Source organism: Streptomyces sp. CC224B, assembly GCF_030010595.1.
Classification (GTDB): Bacteria; Actinomycetota; Actinomycetes; order Streptomycetales; family Streptomycetaceae; genus Streptomyces; species Streptomyces longispororuber.
Window position 1 is genome coordinate 19514 of the sequence record NZ_JASCXL010000093.1, and the last position, 17086, is coordinate 36599.

At 74.8% G+C, this 17086-nt stretch carries 17 protein-coding genes; 13 read left to right on the top strand and 4 right to left on the bottom strand.

Annotation, left to right across the window (positions count from 1 at the left end; genetic code table 11):
• Nucleotides 1-115: 115 nt before the first annotated feature.
• Both QK440_RS30235 and QK440_RS30240 read left to right on the top strand, forming a co-directional pair.
• Complete coding sequence (locus QK440_RS30235; RefSeq protein WP_282796418.1) at nt 116-1309, top strand: cytochrome P450; 1194 nt, start codon at nt 116-118, stop codon at nt 1307-1309.
• 48 nt (nt 1310-1357) lie between these two features.
• Nucleotides 1358-1804 (top strand): PaaI family thioesterase, encoded by a 447-nt coding sequence (locus QK440_RS30240; protein ID WP_282796419.1) that lies wholly within the window; start codon nt 1358-1360, stop codon nt 1802-1804.
• A gap of 92 nt (nt 1805-1896) precedes the next feature.
• Here the strand turns inward: QK440_RS30240 and QK440_RS30245 are convergent, their stop codons facing one another.
• Nucleotides 1897-2901: a Gfo/Idh/MocA family oxidoreductase gene (locus tag QK440_RS30245; RefSeq protein ID WP_282796420.1), complete on the bottom strand. Its 1005-nt coding sequence runs from the start codon at nt 2899-2901 to the stop codon at nt 1897-1899.
• Nucleotides 2902-3088: 187 nt separating this feature from the next.
• On the opposite strand from QK440_RS30245, the gene QK440_RS30250 reads away from it, so the two are divergent.
• From QK440_RS30250 to QK440_RS30280, 7 genes are all read left to right on the top strand, one after another.
• Nucleotides 3089-3838: a GntR family transcriptional regulator gene (locus QK440_RS30250; RefSeq protein WP_282796432.1), complete on the top strand. Its 750-nt coding sequence runs from the start codon at nt 3089-3091 to the stop codon at nt 3836-3838.
• Nucleotides 3839-3998: 160 nt separating this feature from the next.
• Entirely contained in the window at nt 3999-4145 is a 147-nt protein-coding gene (locus QK440_RS30255) for a hypothetical protein (protein WP_282796421.1), read from the top strand.
• A 161-nt stretch (nt 4146-4306) separates the two neighbouring features.
• The gene (locus QK440_RS30260; protein WP_282796422.1) at nt 4307-5323 is read left to right on the top strand and encodes a sugar ABC transporter substrate-binding protein; all 1017 of its coding nucleotides are present in this window, start codon (nt 4307-4309) and stop codon (nt 5321-5323) included.
• Nucleotides 5320-6378, top strand: coding sequence for an ABC transporter permease (locus QK440_RS30265; RefSeq protein WP_282796423.1), 1059 nt, complete (start codon nt 5320-5322; stop codon nt 6376-6378). Before QK440_RS30260 ends, QK440_RS30265 begins: the two co-directional genes overlap by 4 nt.
• A gap of 89 nt (nt 6379-6467) precedes the next feature.
• Complete coding sequence (locus QK440_RS30270; protein WP_282796433.1) at nt 6468-7283, top strand: ATP-binding cassette domain-containing protein; 816 nt, start codon at nt 6468-6470, stop codon at nt 7281-7283.
• Nucleotides 7284-7691: 408 nt separating this feature from the next.
• Nucleotides 7692-8849, top strand: a complete 1158-nt coding sequence (locus QK440_RS30275) for an ROK family glucokinase (protein ID WP_282796424.1) — start codon at nt 7692-7694, stop codon at nt 8847-8849.
• Nucleotides 8850-9452: a sugar kinase gene (locus QK440_RS30280; protein ID WP_282796425.1), complete on the top strand. Its 603-nt coding sequence runs from the start codon at nt 8850-8852 to the stop codon at nt 9450-9452.
• A gap of 27 nt (nt 9453-9479) precedes the next feature.
• Here the strand turns inward: QK440_RS30280 and QK440_RS30285 are convergent, their stop codons facing one another.
• From QK440_RS30285 to QK440_RS30295, 3 genes are all read right to left on the bottom strand, one after another.
• A complete protein-coding gene (locus QK440_RS30285) occupies nt 9480-10370 on the bottom strand; it encodes an ornithine cyclodeaminase family protein (protein WP_282796434.1) in 891 nt (296 codons plus the stop codon).
• A 59-nt stretch (nt 10371-10429) separates the two neighbouring features.
• Nucleotides 10430-11407 carry an SDR family oxidoreductase gene (locus QK440_RS30290; protein WP_282796426.1) on the bottom strand — a complete coding sequence of 326 codons (978 nt, stop codon included), beginning with the start codon at nt 11405-11407 and terminating at the stop codon, nt 10430-10432.
• 215 nt (nt 11408-11622) lie between these two features.
• A complete protein-coding gene (locus QK440_RS30295) occupies nt 11623-11817 on the bottom strand; it encodes a DUF2795 domain-containing protein (RefSeq protein WP_282796427.1) in 195 nt (64 codons plus the stop codon).
• A 310-nt stretch (nt 11818-12127) separates the two neighbouring features.
• On the opposite strand from QK440_RS30295, the gene QK440_RS30300 reads away from it, so the two are divergent.
• The 4 genes from QK440_RS30300 to QK440_RS30315 all read left to right on the top strand — a co-directional run.
• Entirely contained in the window at nt 12128-13024 is an 897-nt protein-coding gene (locus QK440_RS30300) for a glycosyltransferase (protein ID WP_282796428.1), read from the top strand.
• Nucleotides 13025-13437: 413 nt separating this feature from the next.
• Nucleotides 13438-14421 (top strand): NAD-dependent epimerase/dehydratase family protein, encoded by a 984-nt coding sequence (locus QK440_RS30305; RefSeq protein ID WP_282796435.1) that lies wholly within the window; start codon nt 13438-13440, stop codon nt 14419-14421.
• Between the two features lie 97 nt (nt 14422-14518).
• Nucleotides 14519-16180 carry a carbamoyltransferase C-terminal domain-containing protein gene (locus QK440_RS30310; RefSeq protein ID WP_282796429.1) on the top strand — a complete coding sequence of 554 codons (1662 nt, stop codon included), beginning with the start codon at nt 14519-14521 and terminating at the stop codon, nt 16178-16180.
• Nucleotides 16180-17086, top strand: a 907-nt coding sequence (locus QK440_RS30315; protein ID WP_282796430.1) for a glycosyltransferase, incomplete at its 3' end; no start/stop codon positions are given. The genes QK440_RS30310 and QK440_RS30315, both read left to right, overlap by 1 nt.

Here is a 17086-nt window from a genome sequence, read left to right on the forward strand (position 1 = left end):
GCGGCAGCCTCCGGTTTCGGGGAGGGGTGGGGCTGGGGCGGGCCGCGAGGGAACTCCGGGGGTGCGGGCGTTCGTTGGCCGGGGGCGGGGGTGGCATCGGGAGGGGTGGGGGCGGATGACGGACGGTGAGGCCGAGGTCGTGGACCTCGGCGCGTACGAGGGCTTCACCACGGACCCGCACCGCGTCTACGCGACCCTCCGCACCCACGCCCCCCTCCACCGCGTCCGCTTCCCACCCCCGGACCACGAGCACGTCCACTACCTGGTCGTCGGGCACGAGGAGGCGCGAGCCGCCCTCGCCGACCCCCGCCTGACCAAGTCCGCCGCACACCTCGGCTTCGCAACCCCCGACGAGGAGTGGATCGGCCCGCACCTGCTCACCGTCGACCCGCCGCACCACACACGCCTGCGGAGCCTGGTCGCCCGCGAGTTCACCACCCGCCGCGTCCAGGCCCTGCGCCCCCGGATCCAGCACATCACCGACGGCCTGCTCGACGCGATGCTCGCCGCGGGCGACCGCGCGGACCTCGTGGAGGCGCTGGCACTGCCGCTGCCCATGACGGTCATCTGCGAACTCCTCGGCGTCCCCGAGATCGACCGCGCGGAGTTCCACCGCATGTCGGCCGAGTCCGTCACCCCGACCACCGACGTGTGGGACAGCACGGTCTACGCCGAACTGGCCGCCTACCTGGACGCGTTGATCCGGGCCAAGCGCAAGGCCCCGGGGGACGACCTGCTCAGCGCCCTGATCCGCACCCGCGCGGAGGACGGCGACCGGCTCTCGCCCGAGGAGCTGCGCGGCATGGCGTACCTCCTGCTCGTCGCGGGCCACGAGACGACCGTCCACCTCATCACCAACACCGTGCACGCCCTGCTCACCCACCCCCGGCAACTGGCGGCGCTGCGCGCGGACACGGACCTCCTCGACGGCGCCGTGGAGGAGGGCCTGCGCTACGACGGCCCCGTGGAGAACGCGACGTACCGCTTCACCACCGAGCCGACCGAGATCGCGGGCACGTGGATCCCGGAGGGCTCGGTGGTCGTCGTCGGCCTCACCGCGGCCGACCGCGACCCGGAGAAGTACGCGGCGCCGGACGAGTTCGACATCCGCCGCGCCCCGCAGGGCCACGTGGCCTTCGGGCACGGCATCCACTTCTGCCTCGGCGCCCCGCTCGCCCGCCTGGAGGGCCGGATCGCGCTGGCCTCGCTCCTGGAGCGCTGCCCCGGCCTGGCCCTGGACGGCACGCCCACCGACTGGCGCCCGGGCCTGCTGATCCGGGGCCTGCGGCGACTTGACGTGCGCTGGTAGCAACGCACCTGTGGCCAAGCGTGGTTACCGACTGGTAGAAGTCTTCCCATGCCAGACGCACCCGACCACGCCCCGCCCCACGCCCCGCCCCTCGACCTGGTCCTCGCCCGCCGCACCCTCGACGCCCAGCCGTTCAGCCGCCTGGTGCGGGCCGAGATCACGGCCTTCGGCGACGGCGCGGCCACGCTGGAGATCGCCCTCCGCGACGAGCTCCGCCAGCAGAACGGCTTCGCGCACGGCGGCGTGCTGTCGTACGCGGCGGACAACAGCATCACCTTCGCCGCGGGCACGGCACTCGGCCCCGCGGTCCTGACCTCCGGCTTCTCCATCCAGTACGTCCGACCCGCCGCCGGCGCGCGGCTGGTGGCCCGCGCCGCGGTCGCCGACGCGGGCCACCGCCGGGCGGTGGTGCGCTGCGACCTCTTCGCCGTGGACGAGGACGGCGCCGAGACGCTGTGCGCGCTGGCCCAGGGCACGGTCCGCTCCGTGCGCTGACCCGGGGCTGCGGGGTTACGGGGCTACAGGCCTACGGGGCTGTGGCGCCGCGACCGGCCCGGCCCGGCCCGGCCCGCACCGGACCTACGACGTCACCCGCCTGCTATCTCCGCCAGCGACACCACCCGCCGCTGCGCCCGCGACAGCTCGCACGCCTCCGCGATCCGCAGCGCGCGCAGCGCCTCGCGGCCGTCGCAGGGGTTCGCCGCCTCGCCGCGTACGACGTCGACGAACGCCGCGAGCTCCGCCTCGTACGCCGGGGCGAAGCGCTCAAGGAAGCCCGGCCAGGGCTTGTCGGGGGCGGCGGGCCCGTGCGGTTCGACGGAGGTGAGCGGGGTGCGGCCGTCGAGGCCGACCGCGAGCTGCCCGGCCTCGCCCGCCAGCTCCATGCGGACGTCGTAGCCCGCGCCGTTGCAGCGCGTCGCCGTGGCCGTGGCCAGGGTGGAGTCGTCGAGCGTGAGCAGCACCGCCGCCGTGTCGACGTCGCCCGCCTCGCGGAACATCGCGGGCCCGGCGTCGGACCCGGTCGCGTACACCTCGGTGACCTCGCGGCCGGTCACCCAGCGCAGGATGTCGAAGTCGTGCACCAGGCAGTCCCGGTACAGCCCGCCGGACAGCGGCAGATAGGCGGCGGGCGGCGGCGCCGGGTCGGAGGTCACGGCCCGCACGGTGTGCAGCCGCCCGAGCGTCCCGGCGCGCACGGCCGCGCGGGCCGCCGCGTACCCGGCGTCGAAGCGGCGCTGGAAGCCGAGCTGCAGCACCGTCCCGGCCGCCTCGACCTCGGCGAGCGCGGCCAGCGTGCCGGGCAGGTCGAGCGCGATGGGCTTCTCGCAGAACACCGGCAGGCCCGCCCGCGCGGCCCGGCCGATCAGCTCCGCGTGCGCCGCCGTCGCCGCCGTGACCACCAGCGCGTCCACGCCCGCCGCGAACACCGCGTCCACCGAGGGCACCGCCCGCGCGCCGACGCGGTCCGCGAGCTCGGCCGCCCGCCCGGGGGCGGCGTCGGCGAGGAGCAGCGACTCCACCCTGGGGTCACGGGCCAGGACGGCTGAGTGGAAGGCGCCGATGCGGCCCGTTCCGATGAGTCCGATACGCATGCGACCCAACCTGCCGCCCGGCCCTGACCCTGTCAATAATTTGTCCTGACAAAGTCGTGCCGCCTCCCGGGTCACCGCCTCGTGTGGCCTTTGTCCGGACAACCGGACTTCACGACTTCCCGTCATCATCCCCCGGCACTACGCTCGGCCCGTGACCGAACCAGCCGCCAAACCCGTCAAGCGCGCGGTGGACCCCACCCTCTCGCTGCACCTCGGCGTCGACCGCAGCAGCCCGGTCCCGCTGTACTTCCAGCTCTCCCAGCAGCTGGAGGCGGCGATCGAGCGCGGCGCCCTGACGCCCGGCAGCCTGCTCGGCAACGAGATCGAGCTCGCCGGACGGCTCGGCCTGTCGCGGCCCACCGTCCGCCAGGCCATCCAGTCGCTCGTCGACAAGGGCCTGCTCGTGCGCCGCCGCGGCGTCGGCACCCAGGTCGTGCACAGCCAGGTCAAGCGCCCGCTGGAGCTGAGCAGCCTGTACGACGACCTGGAGGCGGCCGGGCAGCGACCCGAGACCCGGGTGCTGCGCAACGTCGTCGAGCCCGCGTCCGCCGAGACCGCGGCCGCGCTCGGCGTGGCCGAGGGCAGCGACGTCCACCTGATCGAGCGGCTGCGGCTCGCGCACGGCGAACCGATGGCGTACCTGCGCAACCACATCCCGGCCGGTCTGCTCGGCCTGGACAGCGAGCGCCTGGAGGCCACCGGCCTGTACCGGCTCATGCGCGCGGCGGGCATCACGCTGCACAGCGCCCGGCAGTCCGTCGGCGCCCGCGCCGCCACGGGCGAGGAGGCCGGGCTGCTCGCCGAGCCGGAGGGCGCCCCGGTGCTCACCATGGGGCGCACGACCTTCGACGACACCGGCCGCGCGGTCGAGTACGGCTCGCACCTCTACCGGGCCTCGCGCTACTCCTTCGAGTTCCAGTTGCTCGTACGGCCCTGAGGGCGAGGGTGTGCGCGCAGCGGACGCGGCGTCCGGCGTGGCCCAACCGAAGTAAGAATGTTCTGACAAAGTCATTGACGGTGGGTCGCGGGCCCGGCTAGAACTCCCACCAGCCGCACCGCGGCGTGGCCGGGACACGGCCGGGAGAAGGGGGCCCACCATGCGTACAGCCCGGAACCAGCTCCGGCCGCACCGGACGGACGCGTACGTCCCCGGCGGCGGCAGACCGGCCCTGACCGGGCCCGCCGTGGCGACCGGGGCGGACGTCCCGGAGCCGGAGAAGTTGACCGCCCGCGGCACCCGATGACCACGCCGGGAAGCGGCGTGACCGATACTTGGGCGGCCGGGTCCGGACTCCGGGGCCGGCAGTACGAGAGACACCGCGCGCCACGGCACCCCGTGCGCACCGCGGACACGGCGCTCTCGGGAAGCACTGCAAACACTGCGCAGCAAGAAGGGCACGGCGACGTGGCAAGGATCAGGACGGGAGTACGTGCGGTGGGTGCCGTGCTGGCGGCGGCGGTGCTCGGCGCGTCCCTCGCGGGATGCAGCAGCACCGGCGGCAAGCGCGCCGAGGACGCGCGCAAGGCCGCGCAGGCGGGGGGCCGGGCGGCCGTGGACACGCCCCGCTGGACCTTCGCCATGATCACCCACTCGGGCGACGGCGACACGTTCTGGGACATCGTCCAGAAAGGCGCCGAGCAGGCCGCCGTGAAGGACAACATCAAGTTCCTGTACTCGCACCACGACGAGGCGCAGCAGCAGGCGCAGCTCGTGGACGCCGCGGTCGACAAGAAGGTCGACGGGATCATCGTCACGCTCGCCAAGCCGGACGCGATGAAGGCCGCCGTGGCCCGCGCCCGCAAGGCCGGCATCCCGGTGGTCACCGTGAACTCGGGCTCGGCGGAGTCCAAGGCGTTCGGCGCGCTCACCCACATCGGCCAGGACGAGACCATCGCGGGCGAGGCCGTCGGCGAGGAGCTGAACAAGCGGGGCCGGAAGAAGGCCCTGTGCGTCCTGCACGAGCAGGGCAACGTCGGCCACGAGCAGCGCTGCGACGGCGCCAAGAAGACGTTCAAGGGCGAGCTGCGCAACCTGTACGTGGAGGGCACCAACATGCCCGACGTGCAGTCCGGGATCGAGGCCAAGCTCCAGTCCGACAAGGACATCGACGCGGTCGTCACGCTCGGCGCGCCGTTCGCCGACACCGCGGTGAAGGCTAAGGAGGGCGCGGGCAGCAAGGCCGAGGTCGACACCTTCGACCTGAACGAGAAGGTGGCCGCGGGCCTGAAGTCCGGCTCGCTCGGCTTCGCCGTCGACCAGCAGCCCTACCTCCAGGGCTACCAGGCCGTGGACCTGCTGTGGCTCTACAAGTACAACGCCGACGTCCTCGGCGGCGGCAAGCCGGTCCTCACCGGTCCGCAGATCGTCACCAAGGACCAGGCCGACGAGCTCGAGGACTACGCGAAGCGGGGCACCCGATGAGCACGACCGCCCCGGCACCGGAGAAGCCGGTGCGGGCCGCCGACGAGCGGCTCCTCAAGACCTCGCCCCTGAAGAAGCTCCTCGGCCGCCCCGAGCTGGGCTCGGTCGTGGGCGCCGTGGCCGTCTTCCTGTTCTTCGCGGTCGTCGCGGACAGCTTCCTCCAGGCCACCAGCCTGGCGACGGTCCTGTACGCGGCCTCCACGATCGGCATCATGGCGGTGCCGGTGGCGCTGCTGATGATCGGCGGCGAGTTCGACCTGTCGGCGGGCGTTATGGTGACCACGTCCGCGCTGATCTCGTCGATGTTCAGCTACCAGATGACCGCGAACGTCTGGGTCGGCGTCGGCGTCTCGCTGCTCGCGACCCTCGCCATCGGCGTCTTCAACGGCGTCATGCTGATCCGCACCGACCCGCCGAGCTTCATCATCACGCTCGGTACGTTCCTGATGCTGACCGGCATGAACCTCGGCTTCACCAAGCTGATCAGCGGCACGGTCTCCACCAAGTCGATCTCCGACATGGAGGGCTTCCCGTCCGCCAAGGACGTCTTCGCCTCCACGATCACCATCGGCGGCGTCGACTTCAAGATCACGATCGTGTGGTGGCTGGCGATGGTGGCCGTGGCCACCTGGATCCTGCTCCGCACCCGCGCGGGCAACTGGATCTTCGCGGTCGGCGGCGGCGAGCAGGCCGCCCGCGCGGTCGGCGTCCCCGTCGGCAGGACGAAGATCGGCCTGTACATGGGCGTGGCCTTCGGCGCCTGGGTCTCCGGGCAGCACCTGCTGTTCAACTACGACGTCGTGCAGTCCGGCGAGGGCGTCGGCAACGAGCTGATCTACATCATCGCGGCCGTCATCGGCGGCTGCCTGATCACCGGCGGCTACGGCTCGGCGGTCGGCGCCGCCGTGGGCGCGCTGATCTTCGGCATGACCAGCAAGGGCATCGTCTACGCCGAGTGGAACCCGGACTGGTTCAAGTTCTTCCTCGGGGCGATGCTGCTCCTCGCGACCCTGCTGAACGCCTGGGTCCGCAAGCGCGCGGAGGCGACGAAGTGACGACAGAAGGCGCACCCAAGGACTCCGCCGGGGCCGCGGACGAGGCCGTCCCCGCCGCCGCGGCCGCGACCGCCTCCGCCTCCGCCTCCGTGGACAAGGGCCGTCCGGTGCCCGCCGCCGACCGTACGCCGCTCGTCGAGCTCGACGCCGTCAGCAAGTACTACGGCAACATCCGCGCGCTCGAAGGCGTCTCCCTGGAGGTGCACGCGGGGGAGATCTCCTGCGTGCTCGGCGACAACGGCGCGGGCAAGTCCACCCTCATCAAGATCATCGCGGGGTTGCACCAGCACGACGCGGGCACCTTCTCGATCGAGGGCGAGCAGACGCGGCTCGGCAGCCCCCGCGAGGCCCTGGACCGGGGCATCGCCACGGTCTACCAGGACCTCGCCGTCGTCCCGCTGATGCCGGTGTGGCGGAACTTCTTCCTCGGCTCGGAGCCCACCAAGGGCGCGGGTCCCTTCAAGCGGATGGACGTCGAGTTCATGCGCGCGACCACCCACGCCGAGCTGCTGCGCATGGGCATCGACCTGCGCGACGTCGACCAGCCCATCGGTACGCTCTCGGGCGGCGAGCGGCAGTGCGTGGCGATCGCCCGGGCCGTGTACTTCGGCGCGAAGGTGCTCGTCCTGGACGAGCCGACGGCGGCGCTCGGTGTGAAGCAGTCCGGCGTCGTCCTGAAGTACGTGGCCGCGGCGCGGGACGCGGGGCTCGGCGTGGTGCTGATCACCCACAACCCGCACCATGCGTACCTCGTGGGGGATCGCTTCGTGCTGCTGAAGCGCGGGGCGATGTCCGGTGCCCATACGCGCGCCGAGATCACCCTCGACGAGCTCACCCGCCAGATGGCGGGGGGCTCGGAACTCGAGGACCTCCGACACGAGCTGGAACGCACCACCACCCCGTAACGCCTCGGCACCCTCCTACCCTGCCGCACCGTTCCTCGCGCCCCTGGCGGGGGCGCCCTGTCTGGGGGCGCGAGCAACCAGTGAACAGCCGCGGACGCGTCTGCCGGGACACCCCGCAGACGCGTCTGCGGCTTTTCGCCAACTGAGCGCGCAGTTCCTCGCGCCCCTTATCGGGGCGCCCTGTCTGGGGGCGCGGGGAACGGCGCGAGTAACCACGTCCAAGCCGCGGACCCCGAGGGCCGGGGACAACGCCCCCCCCGCAGGGGGGGTTAGCCAACAGAACCCCCCCGTTACCCCCCCCCCCCCCGGGGCCCGGCGACCCCCGGCCCCGGGGGGTGAGGCCCGGGGCGGCCGCGCCCCGGGTCCCCGTTGTGCGCGCCCCCGCGAGCGTGAGGCAGAATCGGCGCGATGAGCACCTACCGCGACCTCACCCACCGCGGCTCCGCACGCGCCACCGTCCTGCGGACCGTGGGCACGCGTGAACGCCGATCCCACCTGACGGCCCCCCGCGTCCCCACGGTCGGCATCGACATCGGCGGCACCAAGGTGATGGCGGGCGTCGTCGACGCCGACGGGCAGATCCTGGAGACGCTGCGCACCGAGACGCCGGACAAGTCCAAGAGCCCCAGGGTCGTCGAGGACACCATCGTCGAGCTGGTCCTCGACCTGTCCGACCGGCACGACGTGCACGCCGTCGGCATCGGCGCCGCGGGCTGGGTCGACGCGGACCGCAACCGCGTCCTGTTCGCCCCCCACCTGTCCTGGCGCAACGAGCCCCTCCGGGACCGCATCTCCGGCCGCCTCGCGGTGCCGGTCATGGTGGACAACGACGCCAACACCGCCGCGTGGGCGGAGTGGCGCTTCGGCGCGGGCCGCGGCGAGGACCACCTGGTCATGATCACCCTCGGCACCGGCATCGGCGGCGCCATCCTGGAGGACGGCCAGGTCAAGCGCGGCAAGTTCGGCGTGGCCGGGGAGTTCGGGCACATGCAGGTGGTGCCCGGCGGCCACCGCTGCCCCTGCGGCAACCGCGGCTGCTGGGAGCAGTACAGCTCCGGCAACGCGCTGGTCCGCGAGGCCCGGGAGCTCGCCGCCGCCGACTCCCCGGTGGCGTACGGGATCATCGAGCGGGTGAAGGGGAACGTCCCGGACATCACCGGGCCCCTGATCACCGAGCTGGCCCGCGAGGGCGACGCCATGTGCGTCGAGCTGCTCCAGGACATCGGCCAGTGGCTCGGCGTCGGCATCGCGAACCTGGCCGCGGCCCTCGACCCCTCCTGCTTCGTCATCGGCGGCGGCGTCAGCGCGGCCGACGACCTGCTCATCGGCCCCGCCCGGGATGCCTTCCGCCGCCACCTCACCGGCCGCGGCTACCGCCCCGAGGCCCGCATCGCCCGCGCCCAGCTCGGCCCCGAGGCCGGTATGGTCGGCGCCGCGGACCTCGCCCGCCTCGTCGCCCGCCGGTTCCGCCGCGCCAACCGCCGCCGCGTGGAGCGCTACGAGCGGTACGAGCGCTACGCCCAGGCCCGCCGCGCCGACGACCGCACCGCTCAGGGGACCCCGTAGATGACCGTGCCCCGCCAGCCCTCCCCGCCGGACGTGCCGGGCCCGCCCGGCCCCGGCTCCCCGGAGGGGCGCCGCCCCGAGGACCGCCGCCACATGATCCGCCGCCGCTGGCTCACGGCGACGATCATCGTGCTGCTCATCGGCGTCCCCGCCGGCTATCTGCTGATCTCCGCGAACCAGTCCCGCGACAGCGGCCGCGACAAGGAGAAGAAGTACTCCGCGACCGGCCTCACCGCGGGCTGGCCCTCCAAGGTCCAGCGCCGCCTGTACGACGTACCGGTGCCGCCGTACTCGGCGGAGGTCGCCTACTACGAGACGAACAACTGGCGCACCAGCAGGCTGTACGTGCAGTTCCTCACCAGTAACGAGGGCCTGGAGACGTTCCTGGAGGAGACCGGCACCAGCGCGCGCCGGCTGAAGAAGGACGACATCACGATCAGCAAGCGCGACCAGAAGGTCGTCGGCTGGGAGTTCACGGGCCCCGGCCCCTGGTCGGGCATCACCCACGACCAGGACGACCCCGCCCCCACCCAGGACATCGTGGTGAACCGCTCCAACCCCGACCATCCCATGGTGTACGTGGTGTCGCGGACCACCCCGTAAAGACGCCGCACCCGTGGGCGGCACGCGTCAGGGCGGCGCGTCCCGCCACCGCTCGTACGCGGCCACCGCCACCGCCAGGTCCTCCCACGCCATCCCGGCCGACTTGAACAGGCGCGGCCGCCCGGCCGGCACCGGCACCTCGCCCCGCACCAGCTCGCCGAGCGTCCACAGCGCCCCGGCGTCGACGGCACCGGCGGCCACGGCCCGCACGATGTCGCCGCACTCGCGCACCGCCACGGACCGGGCCTCGACGACGACCGTGGCGCGGCCCACGAGCCGCTCGTCGACCTCGCGCGCGGCGGGCTCGTGGGAGCCGACCGCGACGACGGCCGTGTGCGGGGCGAGCGGTCCGCTGTCGAAGAGCGGCGCGCGCGCCGTCGTGCAGCAGCACACGACGTCGGCCTTTGCGACGTCGTCGGGCGCGGCGGCCGCCGCCGGAAGACCGGCGTCCCGGCAGCGCGCCGCGAACGCCGCGAGCCGCCCCCGGTCCCGGCCCACCACGTCCACGTGCGCGAGCCCCGGCCGCACCGCCCGCACCGCCTCCACGTGCCCCCACGCCTGCGGCCCCGTGCCGAACACCAGCAGCCGCCGGGCCTCCGGGGCGGCCAGGCGGCGCAGTGCCGCCCCCGAGACGGCGGGTGTGCGCAGCGACGTCAGCGCGCTCCCGTCGAGCAGGGCCAGCGGGGTGTGGGTCACGCCGTCGAGGAGGACGTACAGGCCCTGGACGCGCGGCAGCCCGCGCGCGGGGTTGTCCGGCGTGACGGAGGCGACCTTCACCCCCGCGTACGCCGCCGTCGCCGAGGGCATCAGCAGGAGCTGGCCGCCCTCGACGCCGACCACGGACCGGGCGGGCTCCGCCTCCGGGTCGAGGCCGCCCCCGGTGAGGGCGGTCTCGACGGCGTCGACGGCGGCGGCCATGGGCACGAGCCGCGCGAGGGCGTCGGCGCCCAGGTGGGGAAGGCCCCCGGAGGGGCCGCTCAACGGGGCAGGACCCGGCGGGCGACGCCGACCGCCGCGCCCGTCGCCCCCGCGGCGAGCGCGAGGCGGCGCAGCGCGGTGCGGCGCCGGCCGCCCCAGCCGCCGTGCACGGCGCCCTCGCCCGGCGCCGGCACGTGCAGGTTGCCGTGTCCCGCCGGGGCGGACTCCTCGCGGGACAGGTGCGTCTTGTCCGCCTGCCGGGCCATCATCCGCTCCACCGTGCCGGGCGCCACCCGCGACTGCCACACCATCGAGCGCCCCAGCGGCCCGACGACCACCTCGCGCCGCGGCGTCCGTACCAGGTCCACGACGGCGCGGGCCACGCGCTCGGGGCTGTAGACGGGCGGCATGGCCAGCGCCTTGCGCCCCGTGTAGTTCGCGGCGTGCTCGAACAGCGGCGTGTCGATCGTGGCGGGCAGCACCGTGCACACGTGCACGTGCCGCGCCTTGTCCAGCCGCAGCTCCTGGCGCAGGCTCGCGCCCAGCGCCCGTACCGCGTGTTTCGACATGCCGTAGGCGTGCGTGTACGGCTGGGCGACCACGCCCACGATGGAGGACACGTTCACCAGCGTGCCCCGGCCCTGCTCGCGCATCACCCGCAGCGCGGCGCGAGCCCCGTGGACGTACCCCATGACGTTGACGTCCCAGACCTTGCGGACGTCCTCCAGCGGGACCTCGAGGAACGGGCCAAAGACCGTCACGGCCGCGGAGTTGACCCACACGTCGATCCGGCCGAACCGGTCCACCGCGCTGCGGGCGAGGTCGTCGACCGCCTTGGCGTCCGTCACGTCGGTCGGCACGACCAGCGCCCGCGCGCCCCGGTGGCGCTCGCACTCCTCCCGGACCGCCTCCAGCGCCTCCCGGCGCCGCGCCGCCAGCACCACCGAGCAGCCCTTGCGGGCGAACGCCAGGGCGGTGGCCCGTCCGATGCCACTGGACGCCCCGGTGATCACGACCACGGAATCCCGCACGCGCATGGCTGGCCCCTCTCTTGTCTTCTCTCCGCTTCCCTGCTTCTGTCCGGTTCTCTCCGGCACGTCCCGCGACCACCCGGCCCCCGGACGTCCGCCGACCGCTGAGCGGGTGCCCACGGGAGCCGATGCCACGCCGGATCAGAGGCGGCGACCGGGCCGCCCCTGGCGCCGCCCGGAGTGGCGGCAAGGGCACGCGCGTCCCCCCGCCGCCCGGCGGGTCACTCGTTGTCGAAGACGGCCTTCTGGACCTCGTCGGGACCGTCGAAGCTGTCGGGGGAGGCGTCGGACAGCTTCTCGACGAGGCCGTCGTCCGCGCCGTTGTCCCTGGCCAGCGCGACCAGGTCGTCGCGGCTCGAGGGATAGGTGGCGCCCTTGAGCGCCTTCTGCAGGTCGATGGGGCTGATGCCGGCCATGACGGTCTCCTTGCTGAACGTGGAAGAGGCCCCCCTGCGCAACGCCGCACGCCGGTGTCACCGGCGGCTCCATCGTGTCCACAGCCGGTGACGCCGCGCACGTCGAAGGCGGCCCGTCCGGCGTCCGTACGCGGGGACCGCCGCGCACAGCCGCCGGGCGGAACCGGCGCGCGTGCGGGGCCGACGGCCGGGCCGCGCCCCGCCCACCCGTTCGGCGCAGCACGCCTGGGCACGGGGTCAGCCGTGCCGCACACAGTGGTCGCATGAACCGCCGCTCCCGACGTCGCCGACCCCCGACGTCCCCCGGCTCATGAGCCGCCGCCCGCACACCGGCATCGTCATCGCCACCCGCAACCGCGCGGACAGCCTGGCCCGTACGCTGCGCCAACTGCTCGCCCTGCCCGAGCAGCCCGAGATCGTCGTCGTCGACAACGCCTCCACCGACGACACCAGAGCCCGGCTGGCCCGCGACTTCCCGCAGGTCACGCTGGTGCCCCTGCGCGTCAACCACGGCGCGGTCGCCCGCACCCACGGCGTGCGCGCCCTGCGCACCCCCTACGTGGCCTTCAGCGACGACGACTCCTGGTGGGCGCCCGGGGCCCTGGAGCGCGCGGCCGAGCTGATGGCCGCCCACCCCCGCCTCGGCCTGGTGTCCGCCCGCACCCTCGTCGGCCCCGCCGAGGAGCCCGACCCGCTCAACGACGTCCTCGCCACCTCCGCCCTCGGCCCGGCGCACGACCTGCCCGGCACGCAGGTGCTCGGCTTCCTCGCCTGCGCCTCCGTCGTCCGCCGCCACGCCTACCTGGACGTCGGCGGCTTCCACCCGCTGCTGTTCTTCGGCTGCGAGGAGACCCTGCTCGCCTACGACCTGGCCGCGCACGGCTGGGGCGTCGCGCACTGCGCGGACGTGGTCGCCCACCACCACCCCGACCCGGCCCCGCGCAGCGGCCGGCCGGTCATCATGCGCCGCAACGAACTCCTCACCCTCTGGCTGCGCCGCCCCCTGTCGCACGCCCTCGCCCGCACCCGCGAACTGGCCGCCGAGGCCCGCGAGGACCCGGCCGCCCGCCAGGCCCTGCGGGGGACCCTCGCCCGCCTGCCGGCCGCCCTGCGCGCCCGCCGACCCCTGCCGCCCCACCTGGAGCGGGCCGCCCGCACGCTGGACGGAGCACAGCCATGCCCGATCCCCGTACCACCGTCGTCGTGATCACCCACAACCGCCGCGACGAACTCCTGCGCGCCCTCGGCCACCTCGCCGACCTCCCCGAACGGCCGCCGGTGGTCGTCGTCGGCAACGCCTCCACCGACGGCACCGCCGACGCCGTCGCCCGCGGGTACGGCTTCTGCGTCCCGGCCGCAACCTCGGCGCCACCGGCCGCAGCCTCGCCGTCCGCGACGTCACCACGCCGTACGTGGCGTGCCCGCCGCCGCGCGCGGGGGCCGGTGCCCTCGCGCTGCGTCACCACCCGGACGGTGCATCCGGCCGTGCCGCCGCCGCGCCCGCGACGGACGCTGTTGCGGAGTCACGGGGGCCGCCCGCCCCGAGGGCACCGGCGCGGGCCGGGAGCCCGTACCGCCGTCGCCGCGTGCGAAGGAGCAAGACGTGCGAAGGAGCAAGAGATGAGCAGTGGTCAGTCCCGGACCTGGGAACACGCCGTCGTCACCGGCGGCGCCGGTTTCGTCGGCTCACACCTGTGCACCGCCCTGCTGGCCGCGGGCACGGCGGTGACCTGCGTGGACGACTTCAGCACCGGCCGGCCCGAGAACATCGCCGAATTGCTCGACCGCCCCGGGTTCCGGCTGGTGCAGGCCAACGTCTCGCAGGAGCTGATAGTCGAGCGACCGCCGGACCTGGTCCTGCACTTCGCGTCCCCGGCGTCCCCGGCGGACTACCTCCGGCTGCCGCTGCACACCATGGAGGCCGGCAGCCAGGGCACGCGCAACGCCCTGGAACTCGCCCACCGCGCGGAGGCCCGCTTCGTCCTCGCCTCGACCTCCGAGGTCTACGGCGACCCCGAGCAGCACCCCCAGGACGAGCGGTACTGGGGCCACGTGAACCCGGTCGGGCCCCGCAGCGTGTACGACGAGGCCAAGCGGTTCGGCGAGGCCCTGACCACGGCCCACGCCGAGACCCACGGCACGGACACCTGCATCGTGCGGCTGTTCAACACCTACGGCCCCCGGATGCGCGCCCACGACGGCCGCGCCGTGCCCACCTTCGTCCGCCAGGCCCTGGACGGCGAGCCCCTGACCGTCACCGGCGACGGCGGCCAGACCCGGTCCCTGTGCTACGTCGACGACACCGTGCGCGGCATCCTCGCGGCCGCGGCGCACGGCATGCGCGGCCCGGTCAACATCGGCAACCCCACCGAGACCACCATGCTCGACCTGGCGCGGTTCGTCATCCGGCTCACCGGCTCCCGCTCGGACGTCCGCTTCATCGAACGCCCGGCGGACGACCCGGCCGTGCGCTGCCCCGACATCACCCTCGCCCGCGACAAGCTCGGCTGGGAGCCGCAGGTGTCCGCCGAGGAGGGCCTGCGCCGCACCATCGACTGGTTCCGCTCCGCGCAGAGCCGCGAGGCACCGGCCCGGGCGCGCTGACCCGGCGCGCCCGCCCGGCCCGGCGCCACCCCGCGGCGCCGGCCTCCCCTCGACCCGCCGAAGGTTCGCCTCCCTACGCCGAAGGACCTGGGACCCCATGCGCATTCTCGGAATCAACGCCCTCTTCCACGACCCCGCCGCCGCCCTGCTGATCGACGGCCGGACGGTCGCCGCCGCGGAGGAGGAACGGTTCTCACGCCGCAAGCACGGGAAGCGGCCCCTGCCCTTCTCCGCCTGGGAACTGCCGGAGCAGGCCGCCGCCTGGTGCCTGCGCCGGGCCGGTCTGCGCCCCCAGGACCTCGACGCCGTCGCGTACTCCTTCGACCCGCGGCTCGCCCGCCCGGCCGACGCCATGGGCCTGGACGACCCCTGGGACCACCTGCGGCAGACCTACGCGCGGGAGGCCCCCAACTTCCTCAAGACCGCGCTGCCCGGCCTCGACCCGGACATCGTGCGGTTCGTGCCGCACCACATGGCCCACGCCGCGTCGGGCGCCTTCGCCGCGCCTGACGCCGGGGCGTCGTCCGTCCTCGTCCTGGACGGGCGCGGCGAACGGGCCTCGCACCTCGCCGCCCGCCGCGTCGGCGACCGCCTCGAACCCCTGTACGCCCAGGACCTGCCGCACTCCCTGGGCCTCGTCTACGAGGAGCTGACCGAGCACCTCGGCTTCCTGCGCTCCTCCGACGAGTTCAAGGTGATGGCCCTCGCCTCCCACGGCACCCCGCGCATGCTGCCCGAGCTGCGCCGCCACGTGTACTCCACGGGCGACGGCGGGTTCCGGGCCACGGGCGTGCCCTGGCACGACCTGTGCGCGCCGCGCGGCGCCGACGAGCCCTGGACGCAGGACCACGCCGACGTGGCGGCCAGTGCCCAGGCCGTCCTGGAGGAGACCCTCCTCGACCTCGCCCGCTGGCTGCACGGCAGGACGCACGACAGCGTGCTCACCCTCGCCGGCGGCGTCGCCCTCAACTGCGTCGCCAACTCCCGGATCGCCCGCGAGGGCCCCTTCTCCCGGGTGTGGGTCCAGCCGGCCGCGGGCGACGCGGGTACCGCCCTGGGCGGCGCCCTGCTCCTCGCCGCGGGCGGCGGCGACGCGCCCGAGCCCATGGCCGGGGCCGACCTCGGCCGGGACTGGTCGGACGCGGAGCTCGGCGCCTGGCTGAAGACGGCGGCCGTCCCCTTCGACCGGCCCCCGGACATCGCGGCCACCGTGGCCCGCGCCCTCGCGGACAACCAGATCGTGGCCTGGTTCCAGGGCCGCTCCGAGTACGGCCCGCGGGCCCTCGGCCACCGCTCCCTGCTGGCGCACCCCGGGCACGCGGGCAACCTGGAACGGCTCAACGACGTCAAGGGCCGCGAGCAGTTCCGCCCCGTCGCGCCGATGGTCCTCGCCGACCGGGCCCCGGACATCTTCGACGGGCCCATGCCGAGCCCGTACATGCTCTTCGTCCACGACGTGGCCCCGGAGTGGCGCGAGCGCATCCCCGCGGTCGTGCACGTCGACGGCACCGCGCGGATCCAGACCGTGGACCCGGCCGCGGAGCCGCTCGTCGCCCGCATGCTCCAGGAGTTCGAGCGCCTCACCGGCCTGCCCGTGGTCGTCAACACCAGCCTGAACACCGCGGGACGCCCCATGGTCGACGACCCGCGCGACGCCCTGGAGTGCTTCGGCTCCTCGCCCGTCGACCTCCTGGCCATGGGCCCGTACGCCATCCGGCGCGGGGACGCCTTCCGCACCCGCGACGACGAGGACCTGTGATGGCGCACCCCCCGCCGGAGGCGACGGACGCCGCCCACGACGACCTCGCCCACGACGGCGGCGGCCCCGCCGGTGAGACCGCGTACGCCGTCGTGGTCCCCACGCTCGGCCGGCCGAGCCTCGGCGCCTGTCTGCGGGCCCTCGCCGACGCCGGGCCGCCGCGCCCGGTGCGGATCGTCCTCGTCGACGACCGGCCCGGCGCCGGGTCCGCGCCGCTGCCCGTGGACGTCCCGGTGCCGCTGCGCCCCCTCACCACCGTCGTACGGGGCCGCGCCCGGGGCCCCGCCGCCGCGCGCAACACCGGCTGGCGGGCGGCGGGCCGCGTGCCCTGGATCGTCTTCCTCGACGACGACGTGGTGCCCGGGCCCACGTGGGCCGACGACCTGGCCCTCGACCTGGCCCGGGCGACGCACCGCACGGCGGCGGTCACCGCCCGCATCGAGGTGCCGCTGCCCGAGGACCGCAGGCCCACCGACTGGGAGCGCAACACCGTCGGCCTCGCCACCGCCCGCTGGATCACCGCCGACATGGCGTACCGGCGCGCGGCGCTGGAGGCCGTCGGCGGCTTCGACGAACGGTTCCGGCGCGCCTTCCGCGAGGACGCCGACCTCGCCCTGCGCGTGCTCGCCGCCGGATGGACCGTGACCGCCGGGGACCGCACCACGACCCACCCCGTGCGCCCGGCCGACCGGTTCGTCTCCGTCCGCGTCCAGGCGGGCAACGCCGACGACGTCCTGATGACCCGGCGCCACGGCCCCGCGGGGTGGCGCGGGGCGGACGCGCCCCGGGGGCGCCTGCCCCGCCACCTCGCCGTGACCGGGGCGGCGGCGGCCGCCCTGGCCTGCGCCGCCCTGCGCAGGCCCGCCGCGACCATGATGACCGCGGCCCCGGTCACCGCCCCGGCGG